We start from the raw sequence: 25,941 nt of genomic DNA on the forward strand, positions 1-25,941 counted from the left end.
GTTTTAACAATTAAATTCGACGATTTTGTTGGGTGTGATGCATTTATCCAACCGTATATCATTCAAATGTACATCATTAATTTCTGTTACAGCGTCAAAAAAAGATAAGCCTATTTTTTGTGTAGATATATTTTGTAAAAAACGATCGTAAAAACCCTTTCCGTACCCTACTCTATAACCATTTTTATCAAAAGCTAATAACGGAACAATTACCATATCTGGTATGCCATTAAACGGTTTTGCTTGTTGGGGCTCAGGAATATGATAATGATTATTTATTAAATCTTCCTTATCAATATAGTGGTGATGGCTCATTAAACTCGAATCAAACTCTGATTTAGGAACTATGATTTGAATTTCGGGGTGATTTTTTTGCAGCCATTCAATTAGCAGAAAAGTATCGGGTTCTTTTTGATGAATGATTGGAAGAAAGATATGTAAGGTTTTAATAGTTGATAAATCGAGCTTTTTGAACTGCGCTAACAGCCTTTTATTCAACGAGGCTATTTCTTCCTCAGTTAAGTTTTTTCTTTTTTGTAAGGCTTGTTTTCTTAAAATTGATTTAAGCATGGTGTCCAAATTTACAAAAAGAAGCCGCAGATTAGCTGATCAAATCAATCAGTAAATCTGCGGCTTTATATTTTGTAGGAAAAGACTTACTTTACTCTTTCTACATATTCGCCTGTACGCGTATCAATTTTAACCCTATCGCCTTGATTTACAAACATTGGAACTTTAATTTCAACATCGTTTTCAACTGTTGCGGCTTTTAATGCATTTGTAGATGTATCGCCTTTGACTGCTGGTTCTGAATATACCACTTCCATTTCTACAAAATTCGGAATACTTGCTTGAATTGGCTCTTCGCTTTCTAAGGCAACCAAAATGCTCATTCCTTCTTTTAAGAATTTAATCGATGCACCGAAAAGAGTTTTAGGAACATTAAATTGTTCGTAAGATGTATTGTCCATTACCACTAAGTAATCGCCATCTTCATATAAATATTGATAATCATTTGTTTCAACGCGGCAAATTTCTACTACCTCATCTGTGTTCATACGAGCTTCTACCAATCTAGAAGTTTTGATATTACGAAATTTACCTGTATAAAATGCTCCGCCCTTACCTGGTGTGCGATGATTCCATTCTTCAACAGTAACCAACTCTCCGTTGAAACGAAGGATGTTACCTACTTTTATTTCTGATGCTTTTGCCATGATATTTTAAAAAATCACTACTAATTTGTTTGTTTTTTGAAGGCGCAAGGTAAAAACTATTTTTCAAAAAGCTGTAAAAAAAGATAGCTTCGGGAACCACTCCGAAGCTACAATCAACCTAAACCTAAAACTAAACTATGAAAATTCTTATTTTATTCTTTTTATATACTCAAAATGCTAACTCTCTCTTAACAAATCGTCTTGATTGATAATTGCTAGCAATCGTTTTTATTAATTTGTTTGAAATTTAGCTAAATATTACGCCTTATTTCGTGGCGCAAAGGTATATACAATATTTCAATTCTGCAATAGCAAATCAAAAATATTTTTACAGCATGGATTTAAAGAGAATTAGGCTAGTTTTTGAACTCAAAGCACCTAAAAAATTTGTTTTATTTGATGCTTAATTGACAAGCCACTCCTGCCTATTTATAGTCAGAGATGCTCAATTGATGCTCGCAAAAATTGTATTCATGCTCTTGGTTAGAACCAATGATCACCATTTTATTATCTGCAAACTTTTCTATTAAAGCTAAGTACCAATCTATTCCTTGCGCATCTAAATTAGAAGTCGGTTCATCTAATAGTAGAATAGGGGTATTTGCACAACAAGCTAAGGCAAGTTTAGTGCGCTGTTTCATCCCCGAGGAGAAATGTTTTAAAGCCTTGTCCTGAGATTTTTCCAAGCCAAGAAGACTAAGAACTGTCGAAGCATTTAAATCATTTGTGTACGCTTTAAATTGAAAATGAAAATCGATGGTTTCTTGTAAAGTAAATTCTTCAACCAAATCTAAATAAGGTGCTGCAAAGCTGATGTATTGATAAATATTCTCTATTCTGATTTCAGCAGGATTTGTATAGTTAATTTCTCCTTCAGACGGAGTTAAGCTTCCTAATAAAACACTTAACAAAGTTGATTTACCCGAACCGTTTGGCCCTAGTATTGCATATTTCTGACCTTGTTTAAAATTGTAGTTAATATTTTTAAATATCCACTCTTTATTAAACCTTCGGCCAACATTATTTAAGCTGATTTCCATCTGGAGGATGAATTAGCTTCCTGTACCAAAACCTCTCATCACGCCACGGTTTGAATTGCGAATAAAATCCACAATTTCATCTCGAATTTCCGTAGGTTGAAATTCCGCTTCTATGATATCTAATGCTTTAGTAACGTTATTGTTTTTAACGAAAAGCACACGGTAAATTTCTTGTATTTCGTTAATTTTTTCTGGAGAAAATCCTCTTCTGCGTAATCCCACAGAGTTGATGCCTACATAAGAAAGTGGCTCTCTTGCTGCTTTAACATATGGCGGGACGTCTTTACGCACCAAAGATCCACCAGTTACAAAAGCATGTGATCCAACTTTAACAAATTGATGTATAGCTACCAAACCCGCTAAAACTACATAATCGCCTATGGTAATATGGCCAGCTAAAGTTGTACTATTAGAAAATATACAGAAATCACCCACTTCACAATCATGAGCAACGTGAGAATATGCTTGAATTAAACAATTTTTACCAATAACGGTTTTCCATTTATCTTTTGTACCACGGTTAATGGTTACGCATTCCCGGATGGTTGTATTATCTCCAATTTCAGCTGTGGTAATTTCTCCTGCAAACTTTAAATCTTGCGGAATACCAGAAATTACCGACCCTGGAAAAATGCGGCAATTTTTCCCAATTCTCGCTCCATCCATAATCACAACGTTAGAACCTATCCAAGTTCCTTCGCCGATTTCTACATCTTTGTGAATTACAGCAAATGGCTCAACTACAACATTATCTGCAATTTTTGCTTGTGGGTGTATATATGCTAAAGGTTGTATCATTATGCTGTTTCGCTATCTTTTATTCTTGAAATTTGAGCCATCATTTCGGCTTCTACCACTACTTTTTCGCCTACCATACCAATACCTTTCATTTGAGCTATCCCTCGACGAATTGGCTCCATTAAATCACATCTAAAAACAATAGTGTCACCTGGTAGAACTTGCGCTCTAAAACGCACATTGTCAATTTTTAAGAAATAAGTCAGATAATTACGAGGATCAGGAACGGTACTTAACACTAAAATTCCGCCTACTTGTGCCATCGCTTCTATTTGTATTACGCCAGGCATTACTGGTGCACCAGGAAAATGGCCCCTGAAGAAATCTTCGTTCATAGTTACATTTTTAACGCCAACCACATGTGTTTTACTAAGCTCTAATACTTTGTCAACAAACAAAAAAGGTTGTCTGTGTGGTAAAATATCCATGATCTGCATTACATCATACAATGGTTTTGCATTAGCATCGTACACCTTTTGTATTTTTTTGCCTTTTTCCTTTTTAATTGCTGCTTTAATCTTTTTCGCAAACGCAACGTTAGCTGCATGACCAGGTCTTGCCGCCATGATATGCCCCTTTAAATGAACACCTACCAACGCCAAATCACCGATCATATCTAATAATTTATGGCGAGCTGGTTCGTTTTGGTAACGCAATTCCATATTATTTAAAATCCCTTGTGGGGCAACTTCTATGGCAGACCTGTTAAAAATTTTCGCTAAATGTTCTAATTCAGGTTTTGTTACTTCTTTATCTACAATTACAATTGCGTTATTTAAATCGCCACCTTTAATTAGGTTGTTTTGCAATTGATATTCTAGTTCATGTAAAAAACAGAAAGTTCTGCATGAAGCTATTTCTTTCTTAAATTCAGCAATGCTAGAAATACCTGCGTGTTGACTTCCCAAAACTGGAGAATTGTAATCGATCATGCAAGTAAAGCGGTAATCATCTAATGGCATCGCCACTATTTCTACTTTTCTATCTGCTTCTGTATAGGTAATATTATGCGGAATGGTGAAGTATTCTCTATCTGTATCTTGAGATAATATACCAACCTCTTCTAAGGCTTCGATAAATAAAATCGAACTACCATCCATAATTGGGGTTTCCGGACCGTCAAGTTTTAACAAAACATTATCCAAATCCATGCCCACTAAAGATGCCATTACGTGTTCTACCGTGCTAATACTTGCCCCATTTTGAGAGATAGTAGTTCCTCTAGCAGTATCAGTTACATTATCGCAATCTGCGTCAACAATTGGTTGTCCGGGAAGGTCAATTCTTTGAAATTTAAAACCATGGTTATCGGGTGCTGGGCAAAAAGTTAACGTAACATTCGCACCTGTGTGCAAACCTACACCTTTAACCGAAATTTCGCCTTTAATGGTCTTTTGCTTAACGTTCATTCTTATTTTTGTATTGTACTTATATTCTCTATAATAGCTGTTAGTTCTGCTATTTTAGCTTCTAAAGCTCTAATGCGTTTATCAACTTCTGGCAATTTCTTAAATATTACTGTAGATCGCATCCACTCTTTTAATGGTTGTGCCGGACTACCATGCCATTGTTTATTTTCTTCTGTGTTGAAATTTATTCCTGCTTGAGCACCAATTTGTGTCCCTTTACCCAAATTTAAATGTCCAGCAATTCCTACCTGTCCGCCAATTACAGAATTCTCGCCTAATTTAGTGCTTCCAGAAATTCCACTTTGTGCGGCAACCACAGCATGAGCGCCTACATCCACATTATGTGCAATTTGAATTAAGTTATCCAATTTCGCTCCTTTACGTATAAAAGTAGAACCCATCGTTGCTCTGTCGATAGTCGTATTTGCTCCTATTTCTACATCGTCTTCAATAATAACGTTCCCAATCTGTGCAATCTTATTATAGGTTCCATCTGCTTGTGGCGCAAAACCAAATCCATCACTACCAATTACTGCATTTGAGTGAATTGTTACTCTATCTCCTATTTTAGTGCGGTTATATATTTTTACCCCTGGATAAATGGTACAATCGTTACCAATTTTAGTATCTGATCCTATATATATTTGGGTATATATTCTGCAATTATCTCCTATTTCTACATTCTCATCAATAGAACAAAAAGCGCCAATAAAAACATTTTTACCAATTTTTGCTGTTGGATGAATAAAGCAAGGCTCCGTTATTCCCGCCTCAGTTTTATCTTGATTAAGCGCTTCGTTATATTTTTCTAATAGCACAGAAAATGCACTATATGGATCTTTTACTTTTATTAAGGTACAATTTACAGGTTGTGATGGCACAAAATCTGTTGATACAATAACCACTGAGGCTTTTGTTGTGTACAAATAACTTTCGTATTTAGGATTTGACAAAAAGCATAACGAGCCAACACTGCCGTCTTCTATTTTAGAAAGCTCTCCAACTTTTACAGTTGCATCTCCCTCTATGGCGCCATCTAAAAATTCGCTTATCTGCTTGGCAGTAAATTGCATGTTACAAAGTTAAATGTTAAATTGATATGAACAAATAAACAACACCTGTTAATCTTACATTACAAGGATAAGACACGAAACGTTGCAAAAGGTTAAATATTTTGTTAAAAAATGCTAAATATCTCTTGTGTAACAAAGAATGTGCTTTTTTACGGTCTTATCTAAAGATTCTAAGTTAGATAAATCTGATGCTTTTGCAATATCTACTAGTTCATTATTCTTCATTAAAATATTAATATTGCTATTTCCGGCATTATAAGCCCTATTTCTAATGGTATCTGTAAAAACAAAATAAGCCACATCGTCATCTTGTAAGTTTAATGCTAAAGCCGTTTGATTTGCCAAGCGCTCTATTCTTTCAGCAGATGGAGGTGTGTTTGTGATTTCCACTTTGTATAGTTTACGTGAATTTAACATCTGGCAAAGCTTTGACAAAATTGGGTCATCATGGCTTTCCCAAACCTTAATTGCTGCATAAATATCTTGGTCATCTAGTTTTGAAAACTGTAGCAAATGGTTGTCATCTTCAAAAAAATTATGCTCTGTGATATCGTTTTGTAAAAAATGTTGCAATGCCGGTGTCGCAAATAATTTAGCTCCGCTAGAGGCGAGTTCTTTTGCTCGTTCTAAAATTTTAACCAACAACTGTTCGGCCGCGATTACTGTTTTATGGAGATAAACCTGCCAATACATTAACCTGCGAGCAATTAAAAATTTCTCGATAGAGTAAATTCCTTTTTCTTCAATAACTAATTGGTCATCAACAATGTTGAACATTTTAATAATTCTGTCGAAACTAATTACTCCCTCGCTTACACCAGTAAAAAAACTATCGCGATTAAGATAATCCATCCTATCTAAATCTAGTTGACCAGAAATTAACTGACAAAAGAAATTTCGGTAATAGTTTCCTCTAAAAATGTTAATGGCAGGGGTCAACTTACCTTCAAATTCTTCATTTAACCGATCCATCATGAGCATAGAAATATGCTCATGTTTAATTCCATTGACTAGAGTATGCTCCAATGCGTGAGAAAAAGGCCCATGTCCAATGTCGTGTAATAAAATTGCAATAGTTGCGGCTTCTTCTTCCTCTGTGCTTATTTCATGTCCTTTGTTTCTTAATACTTCAAGCGCCAAACTCATTAAATGCATTGCGCCAATAGCATGATGAAAGCGAGTATGTAATGCTCCTGGATAGACCAAATGGGTCATTCCTAATTGTTTGATATATCTTAACCGCTGAAAATACGGATGTGAAATCAGGTCATAAACTAAGGCGGAGGGAATACTGATGAACCCATAAACAGGGTCGTTTATTATTTTCTTTTTATTCAACTCTCAAAAATAAATTATACGGTACAAAAATTGCTATTTTTATCGATAGTAAAAAAGACAAGCTCTTTTAAAAACTTTAATTTACATAAAAAGTATATATAATGCAGGAAACCAAAATTTTATGGGCCGATGATGAGATTAACTTATTAAAACCACATATTTTATTGTTAAACGAAAAAGGATATCATGTTACAACTTTTACCAATGGCAATGATGCGTTAGAAGCTTTTGGTAAAGAACATTTTGATCTTGTTTTTTTAGATGAAAATATGCCTGGTCTAAGTGGGCTGGAAACTCTTTCTGCCATCAAAAACATTCGTTCTGATGTGCCTGTAGTGTTAATTACTAAAAGTGAAGAAGAAAATTTGATGGAAGATGCCATCGGTTCTAAAATAGATGACTACCTCATTAAGCCCGTTAATCCTAAACAAGTTTTGTTAACTATAAAGAAAATTATAGACAATAAACGCTTGGTAAGCGAGAAGACTTCTTCTGCCTATCAACAAGATTTTAGGCGTTTAGGCATGACTTTAAATGATAAGTTAAGTTATGAAGAATGGGTAGATGTGTATAAAAAATTGGTTTTTTGGGAGCTTGAGCTCGAAAAATTAGACGATCCACAAATGCATGAAATTTTAACCATGCAAAAATCGGAAGCAAATACACAATTTTCGAAGTTTATTGAAGATCATTATTTAGGATGGGTTAATGGAAAGGGTGAAGCACCATTATTATCAAATGAGTTATTAAAAAAGAAAGCTTTCCCATTAATTAATTCAAACACACCTGTATTTTTTATTCTGATTGATAATTTACGTTACGATCAGTGGAAAATTATCAACCCTTTAATTACTGAATATTTCCGTTTAGATGAGGAAGATACTTATTCGAGTATTTTACCAACAGCGACTCAGTATGCTCGTAACTCTATTTTTTCCGGCTTGATGCCTTTAGAGATGGAAAAACGTTTCCCATCGTTATGGCAAAATGATGATGATGAAGGGGGAAAAAACTTACATGAAGAGACTTTTCTAGGAGATCAGATTAAACGAAGTTTACGTAAAGATTGCAAGTTTAGTTACCATAAAATTTTAACTTTTGACCAAGGTAAAGAGTTAACAGAAAAGGTAAATAATTTGATGGAAAACGAGTTTAACGCTATTGTTTACAACTTTGTTGATATGCTTTCTCATGCTCGTACCGACATGCAAATGATTCGCGAATTGGCAAATGACGATGCCGCTTATCGTTCGTTAACTTTATCGTGGTTTGAGCATTCGCCTTTATTAGATTTGTTAAAGAAAATCTCACAAAAAAGAGTAAAACTGATTATTACAACGGATCACGGCACCATTAGAGTGAAGCATCCAAGTAAAGTAATTGGCGACAGAAATACAAATACAAATTTACGCTATAAACAAGGCCGAAATTTAAATTACAATGCTAAGGAAGTGTTCTTGATTAAAAATCCGCATGAAGCACAATTGCCTAAAATAAACATCAGTTCTAATTATATTTTTGCCAAAGAGGATAAATATTTTGTGTACCAAAACAATTATAATCAATTTGTGAATTATTATAATGAGACTTTTCAGCATGGTGGAATTTCGTTAGAAGAAATGATTATCCCAGTAGTAACTTACAGTTCTAAATAATTACAAACAACTATAGAAATATAGATTAGAGTCTATCTTTGTATAAATGAAATCCATCTGTATTAATAGCGTAGCTGAATTAACTACTGTCGCTGAACAACTTTTAGTTTTTGCCAATGGCGATAAATTTTTTGTTTTCGAAGGAGAAATGGCTGCTGGAAAAACAACATTTATTAAAGCATTTTGTGAAGTTTTGGGTGTTCAAGATGTGGTTAGTAGCCCAACATTTTCAATTGTAAATGAATATGAAAGCGACAAATATTTAGTTTATCATTTTGATTTTTATCGAATAAAAAACCTGCAAGAAGCATATGACATTGGCTATGAGGAGTATTTTTACAACGATAATTTTTGTTTGATAGAATGGCCTCAAAAAATTGAAGAGCTATTGCCAGACAATTACATAAAAGTAGAAATTAGTATTACTGGAGATACTCAACGGACTTTTAACCTCAGCAAAATCTCCAATTAAGATTTATGTTGAGGTATTCATAGATTTTCTGTATCTTCAAACACCTAAAAACTACGACATTATATCATGGGTACAGGATTACGTGAAGGCATGGCCGCCATTGCTCAAAGAGGTTTAATGCAAACCCAAGAGTCAATGTTGGAAACCAATAAAAAAAGCAATAGTTTATATATAGGTATTCCAAAAGAGATTTCGTTTCAAGAATGTCGTATTGCACTTACACCATTATCTGTTGCGTTATTAATTAACAATGGCCATCGAGTTGTTATAGAATCTGGAGCTGGAGTTGGCGCAAATTTTACCGATAAAGATTATAGTGAACAAGGTGCACAAATATCTTTCAGCAAAAAAGATGTGTATGCAGCAGATATTATTGTAAAAATCGCTCCGCCAACTTTAGAAGAAATTGGGTTGATGCACAAAGGCCAAACACTTATTTCTGCTTTGCAAATTGGAACGCTTAAAGACACGAATCTAAAAGCCATCCTTCATAAGAAAATTAATGCTTTATGTTTTGAGAACTTACGTGATGAGGGCAATGTATTAAGCGTTGTACGTGCCATGGGCGAAATAGTTGGTGCCGCTTCTATCTTTATTGCTGCAGAATATTTGAGCAGTGCTTTTGGTGGAAAAGGGTTAATGCTAGGTGGGTTTACCGGTGTGCCACCTACCGAAATTGTTATTTTAGGAGCTGGAACTGTTGGTGAATACGCCGCTCGAACAGCGCTTTCCTTAGGCGCAGAAGTAAAAGTTTTTGATAGCTCGATATTTAGATTACGTCGTTTGCAAAATAATTTGGGAAGTAGGGTTTTCACTTCGGTAATGCAGCCTATTGTGTTGGCAAAAGCCATTACTACTTGTGATGTGGTGATCGGTGCCATTCGCTCTGAACATGGTCGCAGCCCCTGCTTAGTGATGGAAGAAACCGTTGCTAAAATGAAACCGCACTCAGTTGTGGTCGATGTAAGTATAGATCAAGGCGGTTGTTTCGAAACATCGGAAGTAACAAATCATAAAGATCCTGTTTTTATTAAGCATGATGTAATTCATTATTGTGTGCCAAATATCGCATCAAGAGTGCCAAGGACTGCCTCTTATGCTTTAACAAATATATTTGCCCCAATATTAGTTGATATTGGAGATATGGGCGGTTTAATGAATATGGTTTGGAATAGACCTGGCATCCGTGAAGCGCTATATTGTTATCAAGGTCATTTAACAAATAAAGATTTGGCTAACATGTACAATCTTCCTTTTAAGGATTTAGAATTACTAGTTGTCTCCAACCAATAAATCTCTGATGAAAAACTTTCTATTTCTTTTTTTACTTGCAATTTCTCTTAATTCTTGTGCACAAAAAAATGCACAAAATCCATACGGGTTAACTATCATAAATGATCTAAAAATCTATAAAGCAAACAATAAGACAAATCCAAATAATGAGCTTGTAGAAATCAAAACGGCTATTCCTTCGGTTGTTTTAGATATCCGCTATGCAACTACAAACAATTTTATGCACCAGGTAATGTATAAACAAGCTCGAGCTTTTGCTAGAAAGCCTGTTGTTGAGCATTTGAAGAAAATTCAAGCTATTTTAAATAAAAACGGTTACGGATTGAAGATTTTTGATGCTTATCGCCCGTATGCCATTACTGTTTCGTTTTATCAAAAAGCTAGCGATAAAAACTTTGTGGCTAACCCAGCAAAAGGCTCCAAACATAATCGTGGTTGTGCTGTAGATTTAACTATTATTGATCTTAAAACTGGTAAAGATGTGCCAATGCCAACTCCTTACGATAGTTTTGCTGCAGAGGCAGCGCCGCATTTCGAAAATCTTCCGCCAGCAATTATTAAAAACAGAGATTTTTTAATTAGCACCATGCAAGCAAATGGTTTTAAAGTTATTTACAACGAATGGTGGCATTTTGATTTTAATGGCTGGCAAAATTATGATTTAATGGACATTCCATTTGAAAAGCTGTAGTGCTTATTCCTTACTGTGGTGCTCTTTGCCATATCGACTAACTTTAACATCTGCCTTATCTCCTTTAACAGTTACTTCAAAAAGATAGTCGTAATCGTCATCCGTTAATCCTTTTACAGGTTTTTTTGCGCCAAATGCTTCAACTATTTCTAGTACTGTATTAGAATGACCTACAATTAAAATATTCTTTCCTTTAGCATTAATTATTAGTTGTTTCGCTAATGTTTTTTGATCTTCTGGATTGTATGTTTTAACTGAAATTCCAATTTTATCAGCCAACGGAAATCCTGTTAATTTGGTCCTTTTGTAGTTTGTTGCAAAAATAGAATCAATTTTCTCGCCTTTGAGTTCCTTCATTAGTGCTTCAGCTCTTTCTTTTCCTTCTGGAGATAAATCTGGGTCTTTATCTTTAGGGTCGTCTGTTAGTTTTTCTGCATGCCTAACCACCCAAACTTTTACGGTTTTTTGTGCGCTTAAGTTCTGCTGTCCTAGCAAAACTATGAGAAGGATAAGGATAAAATTTCTCATGGTATCTATCTATAAGTTTGCGATTAATTCTTGGATATCGGCTTTGCTATGCCAACTACTTAAAACTATTCTATTAACTATTGGCCCATCTTTATCCGGGTAAGGAAAAGATGAAACTAATATATTTCGTTTTAGTAGCTTGGCGCTAAGGTCTACATTTTTAAAGAAAAACACAGGAAAACCTGTTATAAAATGCCAATCATTATTTTCTGTTAAAGCGTTATTTAATAGCGATATGTTTTCCTGAAGTTTTGACCATTCACTTTTGTAAATTTCTTGAGCATGCATGAAAGCAAAAAGACCTGCGGCAGATGGGGGTGAAGCACCTAAAAATTCGTTGCTTTGTTTTAATTTCCTGATGGTTTTTTCTGACCCTAAAACCAATCCTGCATCTACTCCCAGAGCTTTTGCCATAGAAGCTATTAGCAAAACATCAACATTTTCACATTTTGGAATTGTCGACAAAGCGCTTAAGCCTTTATTATTTACACCAATTCCATGAGAATCATCAACTACCAAAATAATCTGTTTTTCTTCATTTATTTGCTTGATAAAAGAGAAATCATAAATTTCAGGAAAAAGATTGTTCATTGAATTACTAATCAGCACCCAATTCTTCTTTTCGCTTAAATTAATTTCTTCGATAATATTTTTTGCCCAATTATTAAAAGAACCTGCAGTTTTTGGATCTTCTTTATACCACAAAGCAGGATGAGTATATGGTGCATATCTTATTTCGCCAAAAGGTGAAACTTGTTTTATGGTGAGTTGCGCAGCCAGATATCCGCTTGATAAAATTAATGATGATTCTGAGCCAAATTTATTTGCGGCATGTTTTTCGGCATCGTCATAAATTCCTAATTGAATATTATTATTCCGACTTGTGCCGTTATTTAGTCCAAACTGTTTAATTCCTTTTAGGTAAAGTTTTATAAAATCAGCATGCTGCGGAATGCCTAAATACGCTGTTCCACCAAAATAAAGGTAGGCTTGTCTATCGATATTAATTTTTGACGCTAATGGAACATTAAGATGATTAAAGCTATTTTTCTCCTGCATTAATAAGTTCTTCCGAGTTGATCGTTGGCGGCTTTAACTAATGATTTTGAAGAATTTGAGTCGAAAGAAAATTCCCAAAACATAATTCCGTTACATCTTTCTTTAGCTAATTGTGCCTTTTGCCAAATTAATTCAATTCCATTGTAACCATAGTCCGTGCCATTAACTTTTGCAAGATTTAAATAGACATTAGCTCCGCTAGCTTCAATATCACGATAGGCAATTGCTCCTCCGCTTACATTTTCGCCATAAAGAGGTATCCCTAAAATGGCTTTTTCTTTCGGCAAGCCCTTTTCTACCAAATAAACATCTAAGCTTTTTTGAGTTAATTTCATAGAAGCATGATTTAATGGCTCCGCTGTATCGTAATTTGGCCCATCATATTGCATCAGGTTTAGGAAATCTATATACTGAAAAACTTCAGGTTTCATGCCATTTTTGATATTGCCGGTATATACCCCTGGAGTAACCGCAGCACTCAAAAATTTACCTTCAGCATGTAATGCAGAACTTAATTCTTGCATTAATAGCACAAAATTATCTGCAGATGCATCTGCTGCAGTTGGATATTCCCAATCGATATCTGCACCATCAAGATTGTTAGCTTTAACAAAGGCGACTACTTGGGTTGTAAATTTTGTTCTTGCCGGAGCCGATGCAGCAATAGTAGCAAATATATTTTTATCGCCCGAAACAGATATACCTGTTTTAACACCGTAATTTTTGGCTTTTGTTATAACGGTGGTAAACCTAGTTGGCTGCAAAACTGTATTTAAAGATCCATCTCCACTTACATTTGGGTTGATAAAAGCATATAATAAATGTGTAATCATTTTATATTTACTATCATCTATTGTGTTTGGGTCTTTATAACTTGGCATATAGGCTACAATTTTAAATGTGCCTGGCACCCATGCAGTTCTGGTTGGTGGGGTGGGAATAACCGGAATGGGCTGTATTGGAGGTGATGGAGTTGGTATCGGGTCGCTTTTTTTACTACACGAAACAATGCTCAAAACAAGAGATAAAGCAATTAGTAGATTTTTTAATTTCATAGCTTTATTTTAATTGGGTTTTAAAGAATTCAAATTGTTGTTTAATAGATTTTGCCCAGTACACTTTATTGTGTGCTCCAGGCTGAGAAATATACGTCGCGTTGAGCTTTAATTCATCGCATTTTTGTTTTAATTGATTATTGGAAGCATAGAAAAAATCGGAAGAACCACAATCAAAAATAATTGGTTTTGTATTCCCTTTTAATTTGTCAATGTTATCAATAACGGAAAATTTCTTCCATAAATCATTATCTGACGATGGATTTCCAAGCAATTCTCCCAATCCAAACTTACCAAATCCATCTGATAATTTCACTCCTCCGCTAGTACTTCCTGCTCCACTAAAAAGTTCTGGCCTTTTTATAAATAGATAAAGTGCTCCATGCCCTCCCATACTTAAGCCACTAATAAAAATGTTTTGATTATCAACTTTGTATTTCTGTTTAATGTCCGAGTAAAGCTCGTCAAAGAAAAACGTTTCATATTGCCAATCAGTTTTTGCTGGACTATTTAAATACCAGCTGCTAAATAAGCCATCAGGACAAACAATGATAAAACCATATTCGTCAGCATATTTCTGAGCATCCATAATCCCATTCCATTGTTTGTAATTTCCACTATACCCATGCAGCAAAAATATAACTGGAAGCTTGCCTAATTTTTTATATTGTTTTGGTTTAAAAATCCATGTCGTATCGGCTTTTGGAAGGTTTTTACTTTGATAAATAATTTGTTCTTGCGCAAATACTGAGCAACAAAAGGTTAAAATCGTAATTAGTAGTATTAATCTTTTCATCTTAAAAATTTTCATGAATATACGTCATCACCCTAACCATTTCCTTTCTAACGTCTGCTGTGGGCAAAACAAAATTATTGTTCATGAAAGAAAAAATGAAAACTTTTCCTTTTTTGGTTACCACATATCCACTTTGATTATGATTGTTAGAAAGGCTTCCTGTTTTGCCGAAAACAAAAGGATTATCTGTTTTTGGATACGCATTCTTAAGTGTCCCTGTTTTTCCTCCAGCCGGCAACATGCTAAATAACTTTTCTTGATTATTTACTTCTCCGTAAATCAATTCTAACAGCTTTACCATATCCCTTGGCGTAAACAAATTTCCCCTTGACAACCCAGAGCCATCTACCCATTTTGGTTTATCAGGCAAGGTCGATAAGTATTGCTTTTCAACATAGCTTATTACCTTAGCTGTGTTTAAATCTTCACCTATTTTATTAGCATACACCAACAATAATTGCTCTGCAATAAAATTATCGCTGGGCAAAAGCATCTCTTTAAAAACGGAGTCGCTCTTTACATTATAAACTGTTTTTGCATCTGCGGGCATTTTCATATTTATAATTCCCACATATTTATTTAGTGTGTCGCTCAAAAGGTTTACTGTTGTTGAGCTATTAACTTTATATGGAATTTGTTGTGCATATTTCGCCGGAATAATAGTACTAGGGTAGTTAAATCGATTCGCATTAAAATCTCTAATAACCCTAAATGGTTTAACGTTTAGACTATCTTTTACAAAGCACGAAGCAAAAGTTTGTGGTAAAATGTGCATCGATCCTAGTGCGGTAGAGCTTACCAAAACCATATTGTCCAATAGTGGTAATTCATTAATTTCTGCCTGATAATATTCGTTGTAATCATCCCATTGCCAACCATTTCCATAGAAATCTCCAGTATATCTGCCTGGGGCGAAGAATAGTTTTTTAGTGGTTGATTTTAAAAGATTAAATGCTTTAGTTCCCTTTAATTGAGTGTGTAGAAATGACGGATCTCCGGTTCCCCAAAAAATAAGCGAATCTCCTTTTTCAATATATTTTAGTGACGGGATGGAATCGGGCATCATTTTTAACCCCGCATAAAACGTATATAATTTTGTATTTGATGCTGGCGTATAATATTTATCAGCATCTTTTTGAAAAATCATTTCCTTTTTTGCTAAATCGAAAAGCGCAAATCCAACTTGATATTGTTTAATGATTGCTGAGCTTTTAAACTCTTTCTTAACTTTATGCGCTATGATTTTATTGGGAGCACAAGCAGAAAAACAACCTGCAATAGTTAGAATCAAATAAATAAGCCGTTTTTTATAGTATTGAGAAAGGTTTTCCATTTATAAATTCATTTATGATAAAAATATGAGCCCTAATTTATTAATTTAGTTTCATGAAATATTGGCAAAAGGCAATAAAATTCCCATTATTATCTTTAATTATTGGATTAATAATTTCGCAAATTTTATTTGTAGGTAATTGCCATGCTCAAAGTTTCACGTTTGAGGGAAACCGCAAAAAGAGTGTAATGGATTTTGATTTAGTAAAGAATTTAATCATTATCCCAATTTATATTAATGGAAAAGGTCCCTTTAATTTTATTCTAGATACTGGTGTTGGTTCTTTAATTATTACCGACCCATCTTTATTAGACACTTTATCACTTAAAAATTTACGGGGGACAAAGATTTATGGGCTAGGTCAAGGCCAAGAAATAGAAGCCTTTATTTCTAATGATGTTGGGGTAAAAATAAAAGAAGCAAGTATTCAACACATCCCTACCACAATATTAAAAACAGATGTTTTTAATCTCTCTAGCTATATGGGTAAAAAGATTTATGGATTAATTGGTTATTATTTTTTTAACAGTTTTCTAGTAAAAGTAAATTACACAACACAAAGATTAGCTTTTTTCTCTCCTCAAGCTAAAACTCGAAAAAGAGGGTCTAAATTTCCCATAGAAATGCAAAACAAAAACCCATATATAACTGTCGAAATGCAAACTCCTCAAAAAACCAATATTAAAGCAAAACTAATTATTGACTGTGGGGCTAGTCATGCTTTGTCAATGGAGGCATTAAATGGAGAAGCATTCCCTCTTCCAAATCCTACTATTTTTGCCAACTTAGGTTTGGGGTTAAGTGGTTTAATAAGCGGGCATGTTGGTAGAATCCCTTTGTTGAAATTAGGGAAATATAGCTTTAAAAACGTTTTGTCTAGTTTTCCTGCCTATGAATCTGTTGCCGCACAAATTGGATACAATACACGAAATGGAAACTTAGGCGCAGAATTATTACGCCGATTTGATATAACTTTTGATTATCAAAATCTAGCAGTATACTTTAAACCTAATCAGAGTTATCAAGCCCCTTTCGATCATGATATGTCTGGGATGGAAGTTTATGCTGATACAGAAAATAGCCCCCGTTTTTTTGTTGGGCGAATTGAACCCGATTCTCCGGCAGAAAAAGCTGGCTTTTTGGAGCAAGATGAGCTCATTGGAATAGATTTAAAAAGGATTGATTTTTATTCACTAGAAGAAATCACTAATCTACTTAAATCTGCCGACGGAAAAACAGTAGTTATAGAAATAATTAGAAAAGATAAAAACATTATTAAGCTTCTCAAATTAAAAAAACGAATTTAATACGGATGCCAAGCCATAATTCCCTTATGTTAAAAAGAAACCTATTTTTCCTATTTATTGCTTTTAGCAATTTCACTTTTGCTCAAAATGTAGACTCAGTTGCGCTTGTTACTGCAAGATGGCACAAACAACGCATTGCGCCAAAAACAAAATTAATTACGCATCATTTCGATCAGAAAAATCTTTTTCTTGCTAATCAAAACATTAGTTATGTTGAAGTAAAAAATAAAGGAAATTCTCCGGCCTTTGAAATTGCTGCTTCACCAAAAGAACTCAAAACAACCCCAACGTTTGGTAAAGAAAATAACGCTCTTGTTGCTATAAATGGCACTTTTTTCGATGTGAAAAACGGTGGCTCCGTCGACTTTGTTAAAGTAAATGGACAAATAATCAATTCTACTAGACTAGAAAAGAACAATAGCAGAGCAAGACATCAAAAAGCGGCTATTGTTATTGAAAATGGAAACCTCGTTTTAAAAAAATGGGATAACACTTCGAATTGGGAAGAAAATTTGACTGAGAAAAACGTCATGTTAAGTGGCCCATTATTAACATTTAATCATATAGACGAAACCTTAGACACTTCTGCGTTTAATCGGTTAAGGCATCCAAGAAGTGCAATTGGAATTAAGCCCAATGGGAAAATCATTTTACTTACTGTAGATGGCAGACAAGAAAATTCTGCTGGAGTAAGTCTTTTTGAATTAACTAAAGTAATGCGCTGGTTAGGCTGTACAAGCGCTATTAATTTAGATGGCGGCGGCTCTACAACGTTATGGGTTTACAATGCTCCAGAAAACGGGATTGTAAATTTTCCTTCAGATAATAAAAAATGGGATCACGAAGGCGCTAGAAAAGTTGCAAATGTTATTTTGCTAAAGAAGAAACAATAATATATTTGCCGCTGTTAATCATTTTGTGCCCGATTTAAGATGAAGTTTAAAACTATTGCCGTTTCTTCCGTTGTTCTATGTATTTTGTTTTTATCTGCTTGCCAATCAGAATCAAAAAAGCAGAAAAAAAATAGTGATCCCTCAGAAATGCCAGAGAACAACTTAAGTTTTAAAGATGTGAACGGCATCCGTTTTTATGAAGTGAAAAGACGATTTAAAAATGGATTATCTTTTAATGAAGTCGGATTTCAACAAGAACCGACTTGGACAATAGAATTCAAAGCTCCTGATACAATGTTGGCCTATAGTCCAGAAATAGCTCGTATGCAGGGTTTTTATCTTCAGCATGACCACGCAAAGGTTTATAACTTCGCTAGAGAGTTTTTTAGAGCAAAGGTAATTAGCAAAGACAGTTTGATTTTGCAACGACTACAAGTGAACGGTAAACAAATAATGGGAGATGATGACGAACGCTCGGATGTTTACTGTACCTATTACACAAAAGATTACATCGAAAATAAATTACATACGACTATTAAGGAACTCCAAAGGCCTTCAAAAGCAGATACTCTTTTCATTAAGCGTTTATCAGAACGGACTTATCGAAATCCTAAAAATCCAGATACTTCGTTTGCGGCAAGGCAGCCAGTAGTTTTCGAACCAAAAAGTAAGTTTATAACGGCAAAGAAAATAAGCACTGTAGATGAACTTAACCATCGACCAAGATCTTACGATTATCTCTATCCAGAATATGAGATTGAAATTCTAAGATCTTATAAAGAATTTGCATACAATTTTTCAGTAGTAGTTGATGCAAATGGGCAAATGCACTTGAATAGATTAGGGAGTGTTGTATTACCAGAATACCTTGAGGCTCGTAAAAAATTGATACAAGGAATTATAGATGTCTATTTGCAAAACTTGCTGAAAATTACTCCTGGCAAAACTTTAGGCATTCCACATTCAAGTGAAATAACATTAACTGTAACCGGAAAACGATCTAAATAAACCTTCACTTTATAGTATATTCATCAAAAAATGAGGTATTTGCATTTATTAAAATTAAATTATGTACCTTGCGCACTTAATTATTAATATACAATACAATGCAAGAAGGAACAGTAAAATTTTTTAATGTAACAAAAGGTTTTGGATTTATTATCCCTGCAAACGGCGATAGCGAAATCTTTGTACACTCAACAGGTCTTATCGACGAAATTCGTGAAAACGATAAAGTTGAATATGATGTTGAAAGCGGTAAAAAAGGTTTAAACGCCGTTAATGTGAAAGTAATCTAATTATTATCATATTTTACCAAAGCCCCGATGTTAAATCGGGGCTTTTTTATTTTAGAGCTTTTTACTTTTGAAAAATCCGTACGTAATCTACTTTCATAGTGGCTGGAAAAACAGATTCGTCAATTCCTTTTGCACCTCCCCAATTTCCGCCTACTGCAACATTTAACAGCAAGTGAAACGGTTGATCAAAAGGCCATTCTGAAAAGTTCTTACGGCTATTTTTAAAGGTTAAATATGTTTTTCCATCAATAAAGAAATCGATATGGTCTTCAAACCATTCTATTGCGTATACATGATATTCTGTGTAAGGATTTTCAATTATTAATGCTTTCCCAACTTGTGTGCCTTTAACATGATTAAATGCTTCGGTATGTACTGTTCCATGAACTGTATCTGGATCATAGCCAACATGTTCCATGATATCTATTTCTCCACTTCTTGGCCAAGATCCATACTTCCAATCTGTTGGCAACATCCAAATTGCCGGCCATAAACCTCTTCCCTTTGGTAACATAGCTCTTACCTCTACACGTCCGTATTTCCAATCAAATTTTTTGCGAGTAGCTAACCTTGCCGAAGTGTAGTTTTTATTTTCTTTATCCGCTTTGCGAGCAGTAATATTTAAAACTCCTTTATCTACATTAGCGTTTAGTGTATCCGCATTCGTGTAAAATTGCTTTTCATTATTTCCCCAACCAGAGCCACCAACATCATACGTCCAATTAGTAGGGTTTGGCAAGCCTTTAACGTTAAACTCGTCCGACCATTTTAACTTCCACTTGTTAGCTATTGACGATTTTTTAATGGCTTCAAATAATAATTCAGGTTCATTCGTAGTAATATATTCAACTTCATTTGCCAAAAGCCATTCCATTTCTGGTTCAGTATTTACCGTCCAAGCATTAACAGTTAAGCCTAGTTTCTTTGATGACGCAATCCAGTTGTTTTTCTGAAAAACCGAATAATGATAATCAGAACCCACAAAGCCATCTGCTTTTAGTTTTTCTGGAGCCACATCTCCCGCAAGGTAAGCAACCTTAGCATTTGGTATGTGTGCAATAATATAGGTGCAAATATCATAACCAAAACTTATATAGTCTACCCATGCCTCAGCCTTTAGTTTTCTAATCATTTGTAGTGCACTTTCCGCTAAAAACTCATCTCTTTCCTTACCCATATTTTGAGGTTTCAACTCTAAAATAAGTTTGGTTTTTTTCTGTTTCATTCCCTCATTTAAATAACTTTCTAAAGTTGGGATCGCTTCTCCATTTGAAAGCTTTTTTGTCAATAGCTGCTTATAAGTAGATTTTGAAATCGGCATGCCTAAAAAAGTCGGATCATGATTTACTACTAGTACACTATCCAAAGTCATATGAACATCAAACTCAGATCCAAAACAGTTTATCTTAAATGCTTGTCTTAGCGAAGCAATTGAATTTTCAGGAAGGTTATTTTTCTTCCATGCCCCGCGGTGAGCAATGACTTGGTTCTTATTCCAAGAAATAATCGTTTTTTGGGCAATTCCGCTAGTAGAAATCATTAATACGAGTAAGCCAGCAATTGATAATTGTTTCATGTGTTTGTTTTAATGTGTTAAAAGTAAGATTTTGAAACAAAATTTATATTCATTTTTTGTTAACTTATCCCGATATAGATAACAAAAATTAAATAGGACATCTATTGATAAGTTACATGCACTATTTTTACGTTTATTTTCGTTAACAAACATGGGCAATAGCTACGATCTTTTATTAGCTAAGATTAATGAGTTTACTCGAAAGTTTTATTTAAATAAACTTTTGCGTGGAAGCATTTATGCCGCAGCTAGTATTTTAGGGCTATATCTTTTTCTTTTTGTATTGGTGTATTACTCTCATCCTGGAACTGGAGCAAAAACGACTTTATTCTTTTCATTTTTATTTATTGCGTTAGTAGCCATTGGTTTTTGGATAATTAAACCAGCGCTCTCTTATTTTAAACTGAGTAAAACACTAAGCATAGAACAAGCCGCTGGGCTAATTGGCAATCACTTTTTTAATGTAAAAGACCGTTTATTAAACACATTACAACTTAAAGCTTTGGCTGATGATTCTCCTCAAAATAGTCAGTTAATCTTAGCAGGGATTGATCAAAAAATTAGTGATTTGAGGCCCATTCCATTTGCCAGCGCAATTAACCTTAATGATAATCGAAAGCACTTAAAATACATTTTAGCGCCATTGGCGATTATCATTTTTATTGGCATAATAGCTCCCGCAATTTTAAAAGAGGGAACAACTAGTTTTATTCGTTACAATGAAGAAATTTTGCCTAAAGCTCCTTTTGATTTTGTGATTTTAAACAAGAATTTAAGTGTTACGCAAGGCGACGATTTTACTGTTAAGCTGCAATTAAATGGAAATGAATTTCCGCAAGATATTTATATTGAAGATGGGGCAAATACATATAAATTAGCTAAAGAAAACATCGATCATTTCAATTATACATTCAAAAACATTCAAAAAAACAAATCGTTACGCTTTTTTGGTGGTGGTTTTAATTCCGCTGCTTTTACTATTGATGTAAAGCCTTGTCCTTCTCTTTTAAATATGAGTGCAAAGTTGATTTATCCAGCTTATCTGCAAAGAAAAAATGAAGAGCTAAACAATGTTGGCGACTTATTAATCCCAGAAGGCACAAAAATAATTTGGGATTTACACACAGAAAATAGTGAGGAATTGGCATTCATTCTTCACAATCAATCTCATAATTTAAAGGTCGATAACAACACTGCGACTTTTAGCACAACTTTGAGAAAAAATAGTACCTATCAGATTATTCCTAAAAATACTTTTGTAAGCAGTTCGGATTCTTTGAGTCACCAACTAAACATTATAGTTGATCAATTTCCTAGTATTTCGGTAACAGAAACGCCAGATTCTGTAAGCAGTAAAGCACTTTATTTTTCTGGAAACATTGCAGATGATTATGGTTTTTCTTCCCTAAAATTCATTTACAAAATTATGGAGAATGGGAAAATGCTAAGCGCACAAAGCAAATCTATTTCCATCAAAAACAATCAAGTAGAAAATACTTTTTTCTATTTATGGAATTTAAATACAATCAGCTTAAAGCCTGGTCAAGTTTTAGAATATTATTTTGAAGTTGCCGATAATGACGGGGTAAATGGTGCAAAAACTTCAAAGTCTGAAATAAAAACTTATCAAGTTCCCACGCAGCAACAAGTAGCAGAGAAACTAGCGTCTGCAAGCGAATCGCTCAAACAAAAAATGGAATCGACAATTAAGTTGGCGAATTCAATAGAAAAAGAAAGTAAAAAATTAAGTCAGAATTTACTAGATAAAAAGCAGCTTAGTTTTGAAGATAAAAAACAAATCGAGCAATTATTAGATAAACAAAAGCAATTAGAGGAAGCAGTTAAAGACATTAAAAAACAGAACGAGAAAAACACGTTTGAAAAGACAGAAAACAATGCGATTAATGAAGAATTAAAAGAAAAGCAAAAACAAATTGATGAGCTTTTTAATAATGTGTTAGACGAGAAAACCAAAGAATTATTGCAAAAGCTGCAACAATTAATGGAAATGAACAATAAAGATTTAACTCGTGATCAGCTCTCAAAAATGCAACTTGATAATAAATCGTTGAAGAATGAATTGGATCGAATTTTAGAATTATACAAGCAATTAGAGTTTGAGCAAAATCTACAAAATAAAATAGATCGTTTGGAAGAAATGGCGAAACAGCAAAAGGAGTTAAGCCAGCAAAGCAAGGATAAAAACGCATCGTTACCGGATATAAAAAATAAACAGGACCAATTAAATAAAGATTTTAAAGATCTACAGAAAGAATTAGCAAAACTTGAGGAGAAAAATCAAGAATTAGAACGACCTAATCCTTTTGAAAACCCTGAAAAAGAAACGGAACAAATTGAGAAAAATCAGCAAGAAAGTAAGGAACAGCTAACTAAAAACGACAAACAAAAAGCGGCTGAAAAACAACAAAAAGCTGGTGAGCAAATGGAAGAACTAGCTCAAAAAATGAAAGAAAGTCAGCAAGAAAGTGAAGAACAAGAAGCTAAAACGAACGCAGATGAATTACGCCGCTTATTAGAAAATTTATTGAGCACTTCTTTTGCCCAGGAAAAAGTAATGCTTGCTTTGAGGAGAATGAACAGCAATGATCCTTCTTACGTTGCCAATGTGCAACAACAAAACACCATTAAAGATAACATGAAAACTATTGCTGATAGTTTATTTTCATTAAGTAAACGAGTACCACAAATTGAGAGTGTAGTGAATGCCGAGGTTGATAAAATCAATTTTAACATTGGAAAATCTATAGATTTTTTGGGTGATAGACGAACTGCCGAAGCAAATCGCTCACAACAATTTACCATGACCTCGCTTAATAACTTAGCTTTAATGTTAAATGAGGCACTAGACCAATTGCAAAATGCGATGAAAAATGCAAAATCGGGCAAGGGTAAAGGCAAAAAACAAAGCATGCAGCAATTGCAGCAAATGCAAGATCAATTGAATAAAAACATGCAAAATGCTCGAGATAAAATGCAACGCGAAGGCAATAAAGGAACTGTACCCAAAGGACAAATGAGTCAAGAATTTGCAAAGATGGCGCAACAGCAGCAAATGATTCGAGAAGCTTTGCAAAAAATAAACAAAGAAGATAATAAAGATGGAAAAGGCTCACTTGGTAATTTAAACCAAATGACGCAAGAAATGAAGCAGACGGAATTAGATTTAGTAAACAAGAAGATTTCTGAAGAAACGATGAATCGTCAGAAGAATTTGATGATTAAATTACTAGATGCCGATAAAGCGCAACGGGAACAAGATCAAGATTCGAAAAGAGAAAGCAATGCCGCAAAAGAACTCCCTCCATCGTATCAGCAAATGCTGGATAAGTTTAAAAAACAACAGCAAAGTGAAAGTGAAGTGATCCAAAAATTGCCGCCTAACTTAAATTATTACTACAAAAATAAAATAGCTGAATATTTTAAATTGTTAAATTCGCCCAATCGTTAATTCGTCATTGCGAGGCACGAAGCAATCTTAAAGCGAAAGCTATTTATTGCAAAAAGGAGATTACTTCGTGCCTCGCAATGACGGTTCTTATAAAAAATAAAATGCCAAAAATTACCTTTTTTACAGAAGATATTCAATATGCATTAAAGCATAAAACCAGGGTCAGAAACTGGATTGAGACTACAATTTTGGCTGAAGGATATCAATTATCAGAATTGAATTTCATTTTATGCTCAGACGATTATTTATTGCGTATAAACCAAGATTATCTCCAACACGACGATTATACCGATGTGATTACTTTCGACAACTCAGAAGAGCTTAAAATGATTGTGGGCGATATTTTTATCAGCCTTGATCGGATTAAAGAAAATGCTCTTAATTTTAAATCGACTACGTTAGATGAATTATGCCGAGTAATGATTCACGGAACATTGCATTTGTTGGGCTACAAGGACAAAACAAAAGCAGCAAAAACCTTAATGACTGAAAAGGAGGATTTCTATTTAGAAAAAAGAACTTTTTAAGGCACGAATATCACATAGATTAAATAACACAGAATTAGTCCAATAATTCCTGTAATAAAGCCCGCAACACGTCTCTTTTTAATAAAGCATAACAAGATTAATCCGCTGAGCGAAACCAAAATTAAAAACACAGCTGAAATATCAATAATCCACGACCAGCCCAAGCCAGAATCTCTTCCTTTGTGCAAATCATTCATTATAGCTACAATGCCCATTTTAATTTCCGAAAGCTCGTACTTTCCTGTTTCACGGTCAATAAATGCATCGGCAGAATAAGCTGGGCCCTTTAACGAAACGCTTACTTCAGAATCATCAATCCTAAACTCGCTTACATATCCCTTAACATTATAGGTCTTGCGTAAAAACTCTACGATTTCCAATTTGGCAATTTTATTCGTATCCGGATTATTTACCCATTTAACATTTAAAACCCCTTTATTTTTAACGTTTACTTGCTTATCTCCGCCAAGCCATGTTGGGTGATTTAATGTTAAACCTGTTACCGAAAAGAAAAGAACAATGGCAAAACTTACCATAGAAAGATAAATGTGTAGCCAACGTGATAGTTTGGCTACTTCTTTTTTCGGATTACTTACCTTTGTAGCTACTTTCTTCTTTGAAGTAAGCGGTGCTGGATTATTTTTTATAGAAGTCAAAAGTTACGTTTGAGATTTCAACATTACCTGCATTAGTTACTTTTTTTGCAGCTTTTTTTAACTCTAATGGCTGACGGATAATCTCATCCGTTCCGTGTTCTTTAGCGCTTTCAATCATGATGGTATATTTCCCCTGTGGAACAAGATTTCCTTTATCATCTTTCCCATCCCACTTGATGCTATACTTGCCTGGCGAACGGGTTGCACCAGTTACAGATGCGTAGTTTGCTTTATCAGCTTTAAAAACTTCACCGTTTATTCTATACCAATTTCTAAGATCCGGAACCCATTTGGTCTTATTATACCATAAGGCTAGATTTCTAACTGGCTTTTTGGCTTCATCTTCAACCCAAATAGCGGCAAATGGTCTATGCGTGTTTCCCGCGATTGCATTTAACTCAAATGCTATAGTCAGCTCGAATTTAGGATCCCAAAGCTTTTCAGTCCCAATGTAAACA

General features: G+C 34.3%; 25 protein-coding genes. 10 read left to right on the forward strand and 15 right to left on the reverse strand.

What is annotated here, in order from left to right; all coding sequences use genetic code 11:
- Positions 1-3 precede the first annotated feature (3 nt).
- From WC622_RS07305 to WC622_RS07335, 7 genes are all read right to left on the reverse strand, one after another.
- Positions 4-570: a 5-formyltetrahydrofolate cyclo-ligase gene (locus tag WC622_RS07305; protein WP_372818707.1), complete on the reverse strand. Its 567-nt coding sequence runs from the start codon at positions 568-570 to the stop codon at positions 4-6.
- A gap of 86 nt (positions 571-656) precedes the next feature.
- Positions 657-1,217 (reverse strand): elongation factor P, encoded by a 561-nt coding sequence (gene efp, locus WC622_RS07310; RefSeq protein WP_372818709.1) that lies wholly within the window; start codon positions 1,215-1,217, stop codon positions 657-659.
- A gap of 425 nt (positions 1,218-1,642) precedes the next feature.
- Positions 1,643-2,257 (reverse strand): ATP-binding cassette domain-containing protein, encoded by a 615-nt coding sequence (locus tag WC622_RS07315; protein ID WP_372818711.1) that lies wholly within the window; start codon positions 2,255-2,257, stop codon positions 1,643-1,645.
- A gap of 12 nt (positions 2,258-2,269) precedes the next feature.
- Positions 2,270-3,055 (reverse strand): acyl-ACP--UDP-N-acetylglucosamine O-acyltransferase, encoded by a 786-nt coding sequence (gene lpxA / locus WC622_RS07320; protein WP_372818712.1) that lies wholly within the window; start codon positions 3,053-3,055, stop codon positions 2,270-2,272.
- Positions 3,055-4,464, reverse strand: coding sequence for a bifunctional UDP-3-O-[3-hydroxymyristoyl] N-acetylglucosamine deacetylase/3-hydroxyacyl-ACP dehydratase (locus WC622_RS07325; RefSeq protein ID WP_372818714.1), 1,410 nt, complete (start codon positions 4,462-4,464; stop codon positions 3,055-3,057). Before WC622_RS07325 ends, lpxA begins: the two co-directional genes overlap by 1 nt.
- Before the next feature lie 2 nt (positions 4,465-4,466).
- Entirely contained in the window at positions 4,467-5,537 is a 1,071-nt protein-coding gene (gene lpxD, locus WC622_RS07330) for a UDP-3-O-(3-hydroxymyristoyl)glucosamine N-acyltransferase (protein ID WP_372818716.1), read from the reverse strand.
- Positions 5,538-5,651: 114 nt separating this feature from the next.
- Complete coding sequence (locus WC622_RS07335; RefSeq protein WP_372818718.1) at positions 5,652-6,875, reverse strand: HD domain-containing protein; 1,224 nt, start codon at positions 6,873-6,875, stop codon at positions 5,652-5,654.
- Positions 6,876-6,976: 101 nt separating this feature from the next.
- Here WC622_RS07335 and WC622_RS07340 point away from each other — a divergent pair, with 101 nt between their 5' ends.
- The 4 genes from WC622_RS07340 to WC622_RS07355 all read left to right on the forward strand — a co-directional run bounded on the left by WC622_RS07340 (position 6,977) and on the right by WC622_RS07355 (position 10,986).
- Positions 6,977-8,530, forward strand: a complete 1,554-nt coding sequence (locus WC622_RS07340; protein WP_372818720.1) for a PglZ domain-containing protein — start codon at positions 6,977-6,979, stop codon at positions 8,528-8,530.
- A 46-nt stretch (positions 8,531-8,576) separates the two neighbouring features.
- On the forward strand, positions 8,577-9,002 hold the full coding sequence (gene tsaE, locus WC622_RS07345) for a tRNA (adenosine(37)-N6)-threonylcarbamoyltransferase complex ATPase subunit type 1 TsaE (protein ID WP_372818722.1): 426 nt from the start codon (positions 8,577-8,579) through the stop codon (positions 9,000-9,002).
- 66 nt (positions 9,003-9,068) lie between these two features.
- Entirely contained in the window at positions 9,069-10,295 is a 1,227-nt protein-coding gene (locus WC622_RS07350) for an alanine dehydrogenase (protein WP_372818724.1), read from the forward strand.
- A 7-nt stretch (positions 10,296-10,302) separates the two neighbouring features.
- Positions 10,303-10,986: a M15 family metallopeptidase gene (locus WC622_RS07355; protein ID WP_372818726.1), complete on the forward strand. Its 684-nt coding sequence runs from the start codon at positions 10,303-10,305 to the stop codon at positions 10,984-10,986.
- A gap of 3 nt (positions 10,987-10,989) precedes the next feature.
- On the opposite strand, the gene WC622_RS07360 is transcribed toward WC622_RS07355, so the two are convergent.
- Genes WC622_RS07360 through WC622_RS07380 form a run of 5 tightly spaced genes read right to left on the reverse strand, consistent with a single transcriptional unit; the run spans position 10,990 to position 15,757 of the window.
- A complete protein-coding gene (locus WC622_RS07360; RefSeq protein WP_372818728.1) occupies positions 10,990-11,514 on the reverse strand; it encodes a phosphoglycerate mutase family protein in 525 nt (174 codons plus the stop codon).
- 9 nt (positions 11,515-11,523) lie between these two features.
- Positions 11,524-12,573, reverse strand: a complete 1,050-nt coding sequence (locus WC622_RS07365) for an aminotransferase class I/II-fold pyridoxal phosphate-dependent enzyme (RefSeq protein WP_372818730.1) — start codon at positions 12,571-12,573, stop codon at positions 11,524-11,526.
- Entirely contained in the window at positions 12,573-13,628 is a 1,056-nt protein-coding gene (locus WC622_RS07370; RefSeq protein WP_372818732.1) for a glycoside hydrolase family 18 protein, read from the reverse strand. The genes WC622_RS07365 and WC622_RS07370 overlap by 1 nt, the downstream gene beginning before the upstream one ends.
- A gap of 4 nt (positions 13,629-13,632) precedes the next feature.
- A complete protein-coding gene (locus tag WC622_RS07375) occupies positions 13,633-14,424 on the reverse strand; it encodes an alpha/beta hydrolase (protein ID WP_372818734.1) in 792 nt (263 codons plus the stop codon).
- A 1-nt stretch (position 14,425) separates the two neighbouring features.
- Positions 14,426-15,757 carry a D-alanyl-D-alanine carboxypeptidase gene (locus WC622_RS07380; RefSeq protein ID WP_372818736.1) on the reverse strand — a complete coding sequence of 444 codons (1,332 nt, stop codon included), beginning with the start codon at positions 15,755-15,757 and terminating at the stop codon, positions 14,426-14,428.
- A 53-nt stretch (positions 15,758-15,810) separates the two neighbouring features.
- On the opposite strand from WC622_RS07380, the gene WC622_RS07385 reads away from it, so the two are divergent.
- The 4 genes from WC622_RS07385 to WC622_RS07400 all read left to right on the forward strand — a co-directional run bounded on the left by WC622_RS07385 (position 15,811) and on the right by WC622_RS07400 (position 19,255).
- Positions 15,811-17,064 carry an aspartyl protease family protein gene (locus WC622_RS07385; protein ID WP_372818738.1) on the forward strand — a complete coding sequence of 418 codons (1,254 nt, stop codon included), beginning with the start codon at positions 15,811-15,813 and terminating at the stop codon, positions 17,062-17,064.
- 26 nt (positions 17,065-17,090) lie between these two features.
- Positions 17,091-17,957 (forward strand): phosphodiester glycosidase family protein, encoded by an 867-nt coding sequence (locus WC622_RS07390; protein WP_372818740.1) that lies wholly within the window; start codon positions 17,091-17,093, stop codon positions 17,955-17,957.
- A gap of 39 nt (positions 17,958-17,996) precedes the next feature.
- Entirely contained in the window at positions 17,997-18,965 is a 969-nt protein-coding gene (locus tag WC622_RS07395) for a hypothetical protein (protein WP_372818742.1), read from the forward strand.
- 98 nt (positions 18,966-19,063) lie between these two features.
- Positions 19,064-19,255, forward strand: coding sequence for a cold-shock protein (locus tag WC622_RS07400; RefSeq protein ID WP_090993574.1), 192 nt, complete (start codon positions 19,064-19,066; stop codon positions 19,253-19,255).
- Between the two features lie 61 nt (positions 19,256-19,316).
- Here WC622_RS07400 and WC622_RS07405 read toward each other — a convergent pair whose 3' ends face one another.
- The gene (locus tag WC622_RS07405; RefSeq protein WP_372818745.1) at positions 19,317-20,831 is read right to left on the reverse strand and encodes a family 16 glycosylhydrolase; all 1,515 of its coding nucleotides are present in this window, start codon (positions 20,829-20,831) and stop codon (positions 19,317-19,319) included.
- A 151-nt stretch (positions 20,832-20,982) separates the two neighbouring features.
- Between WC622_RS07405 and WC622_RS07410 the strand changes: the two genes are divergently transcribed.
- A complete protein-coding gene (locus WC622_RS07410) occupies positions 20,983-24,300 on the forward strand; it encodes a DUF4175 family protein (protein WP_372818747.1) in 3,318 nt (1,105 codons plus the stop codon).
- Between the two features lie 101 nt (positions 24,301-24,401).
- Positions 24,402-24,827 carry an rRNA maturation RNase YbeY gene (gene ybeY / locus WC622_RS07415; RefSeq protein WP_372818749.1) on the forward strand — a complete coding sequence of 142 codons (426 nt, stop codon included), beginning with the start codon at positions 24,402-24,404 and terminating at the stop codon, positions 24,825-24,827.
- Here ybeY and WC622_RS07420 read toward each other — a convergent pair.
- Both WC622_RS07420 and WC622_RS07425 read right to left on the reverse strand, forming a co-directional pair.
- Positions 24,824-25,483, reverse strand: coding sequence for a PepSY-associated TM helix domain-containing protein (locus tag WC622_RS07420; protein ID WP_372818751.1), 660 nt, complete (start codon positions 25,481-25,483; stop codon positions 24,824-24,826). The two genes, ybeY and WC622_RS07420, sit on opposite strands and share 4 nt — an antisense overlap.
- Positions 25,464-25,941, reverse strand: a 478-nt coding sequence (locus WC622_RS07425) for a DUF2271 domain-containing protein (RefSeq protein ID WP_372818753.1), incomplete at its 5' end; no start/stop codon positions are given. The genes WC622_RS07420 and WC622_RS07425, both read right to left, overlap by 20 nt.

The sequence above is a fragment of the Pedobacter sp. genome, from assembly GCF_041662865.1.
Lineage (GTDB): Bacteria > Bacteroidota > Bacteroidia > Sphingobacteriales > Sphingobacteriaceae > Pedobacter.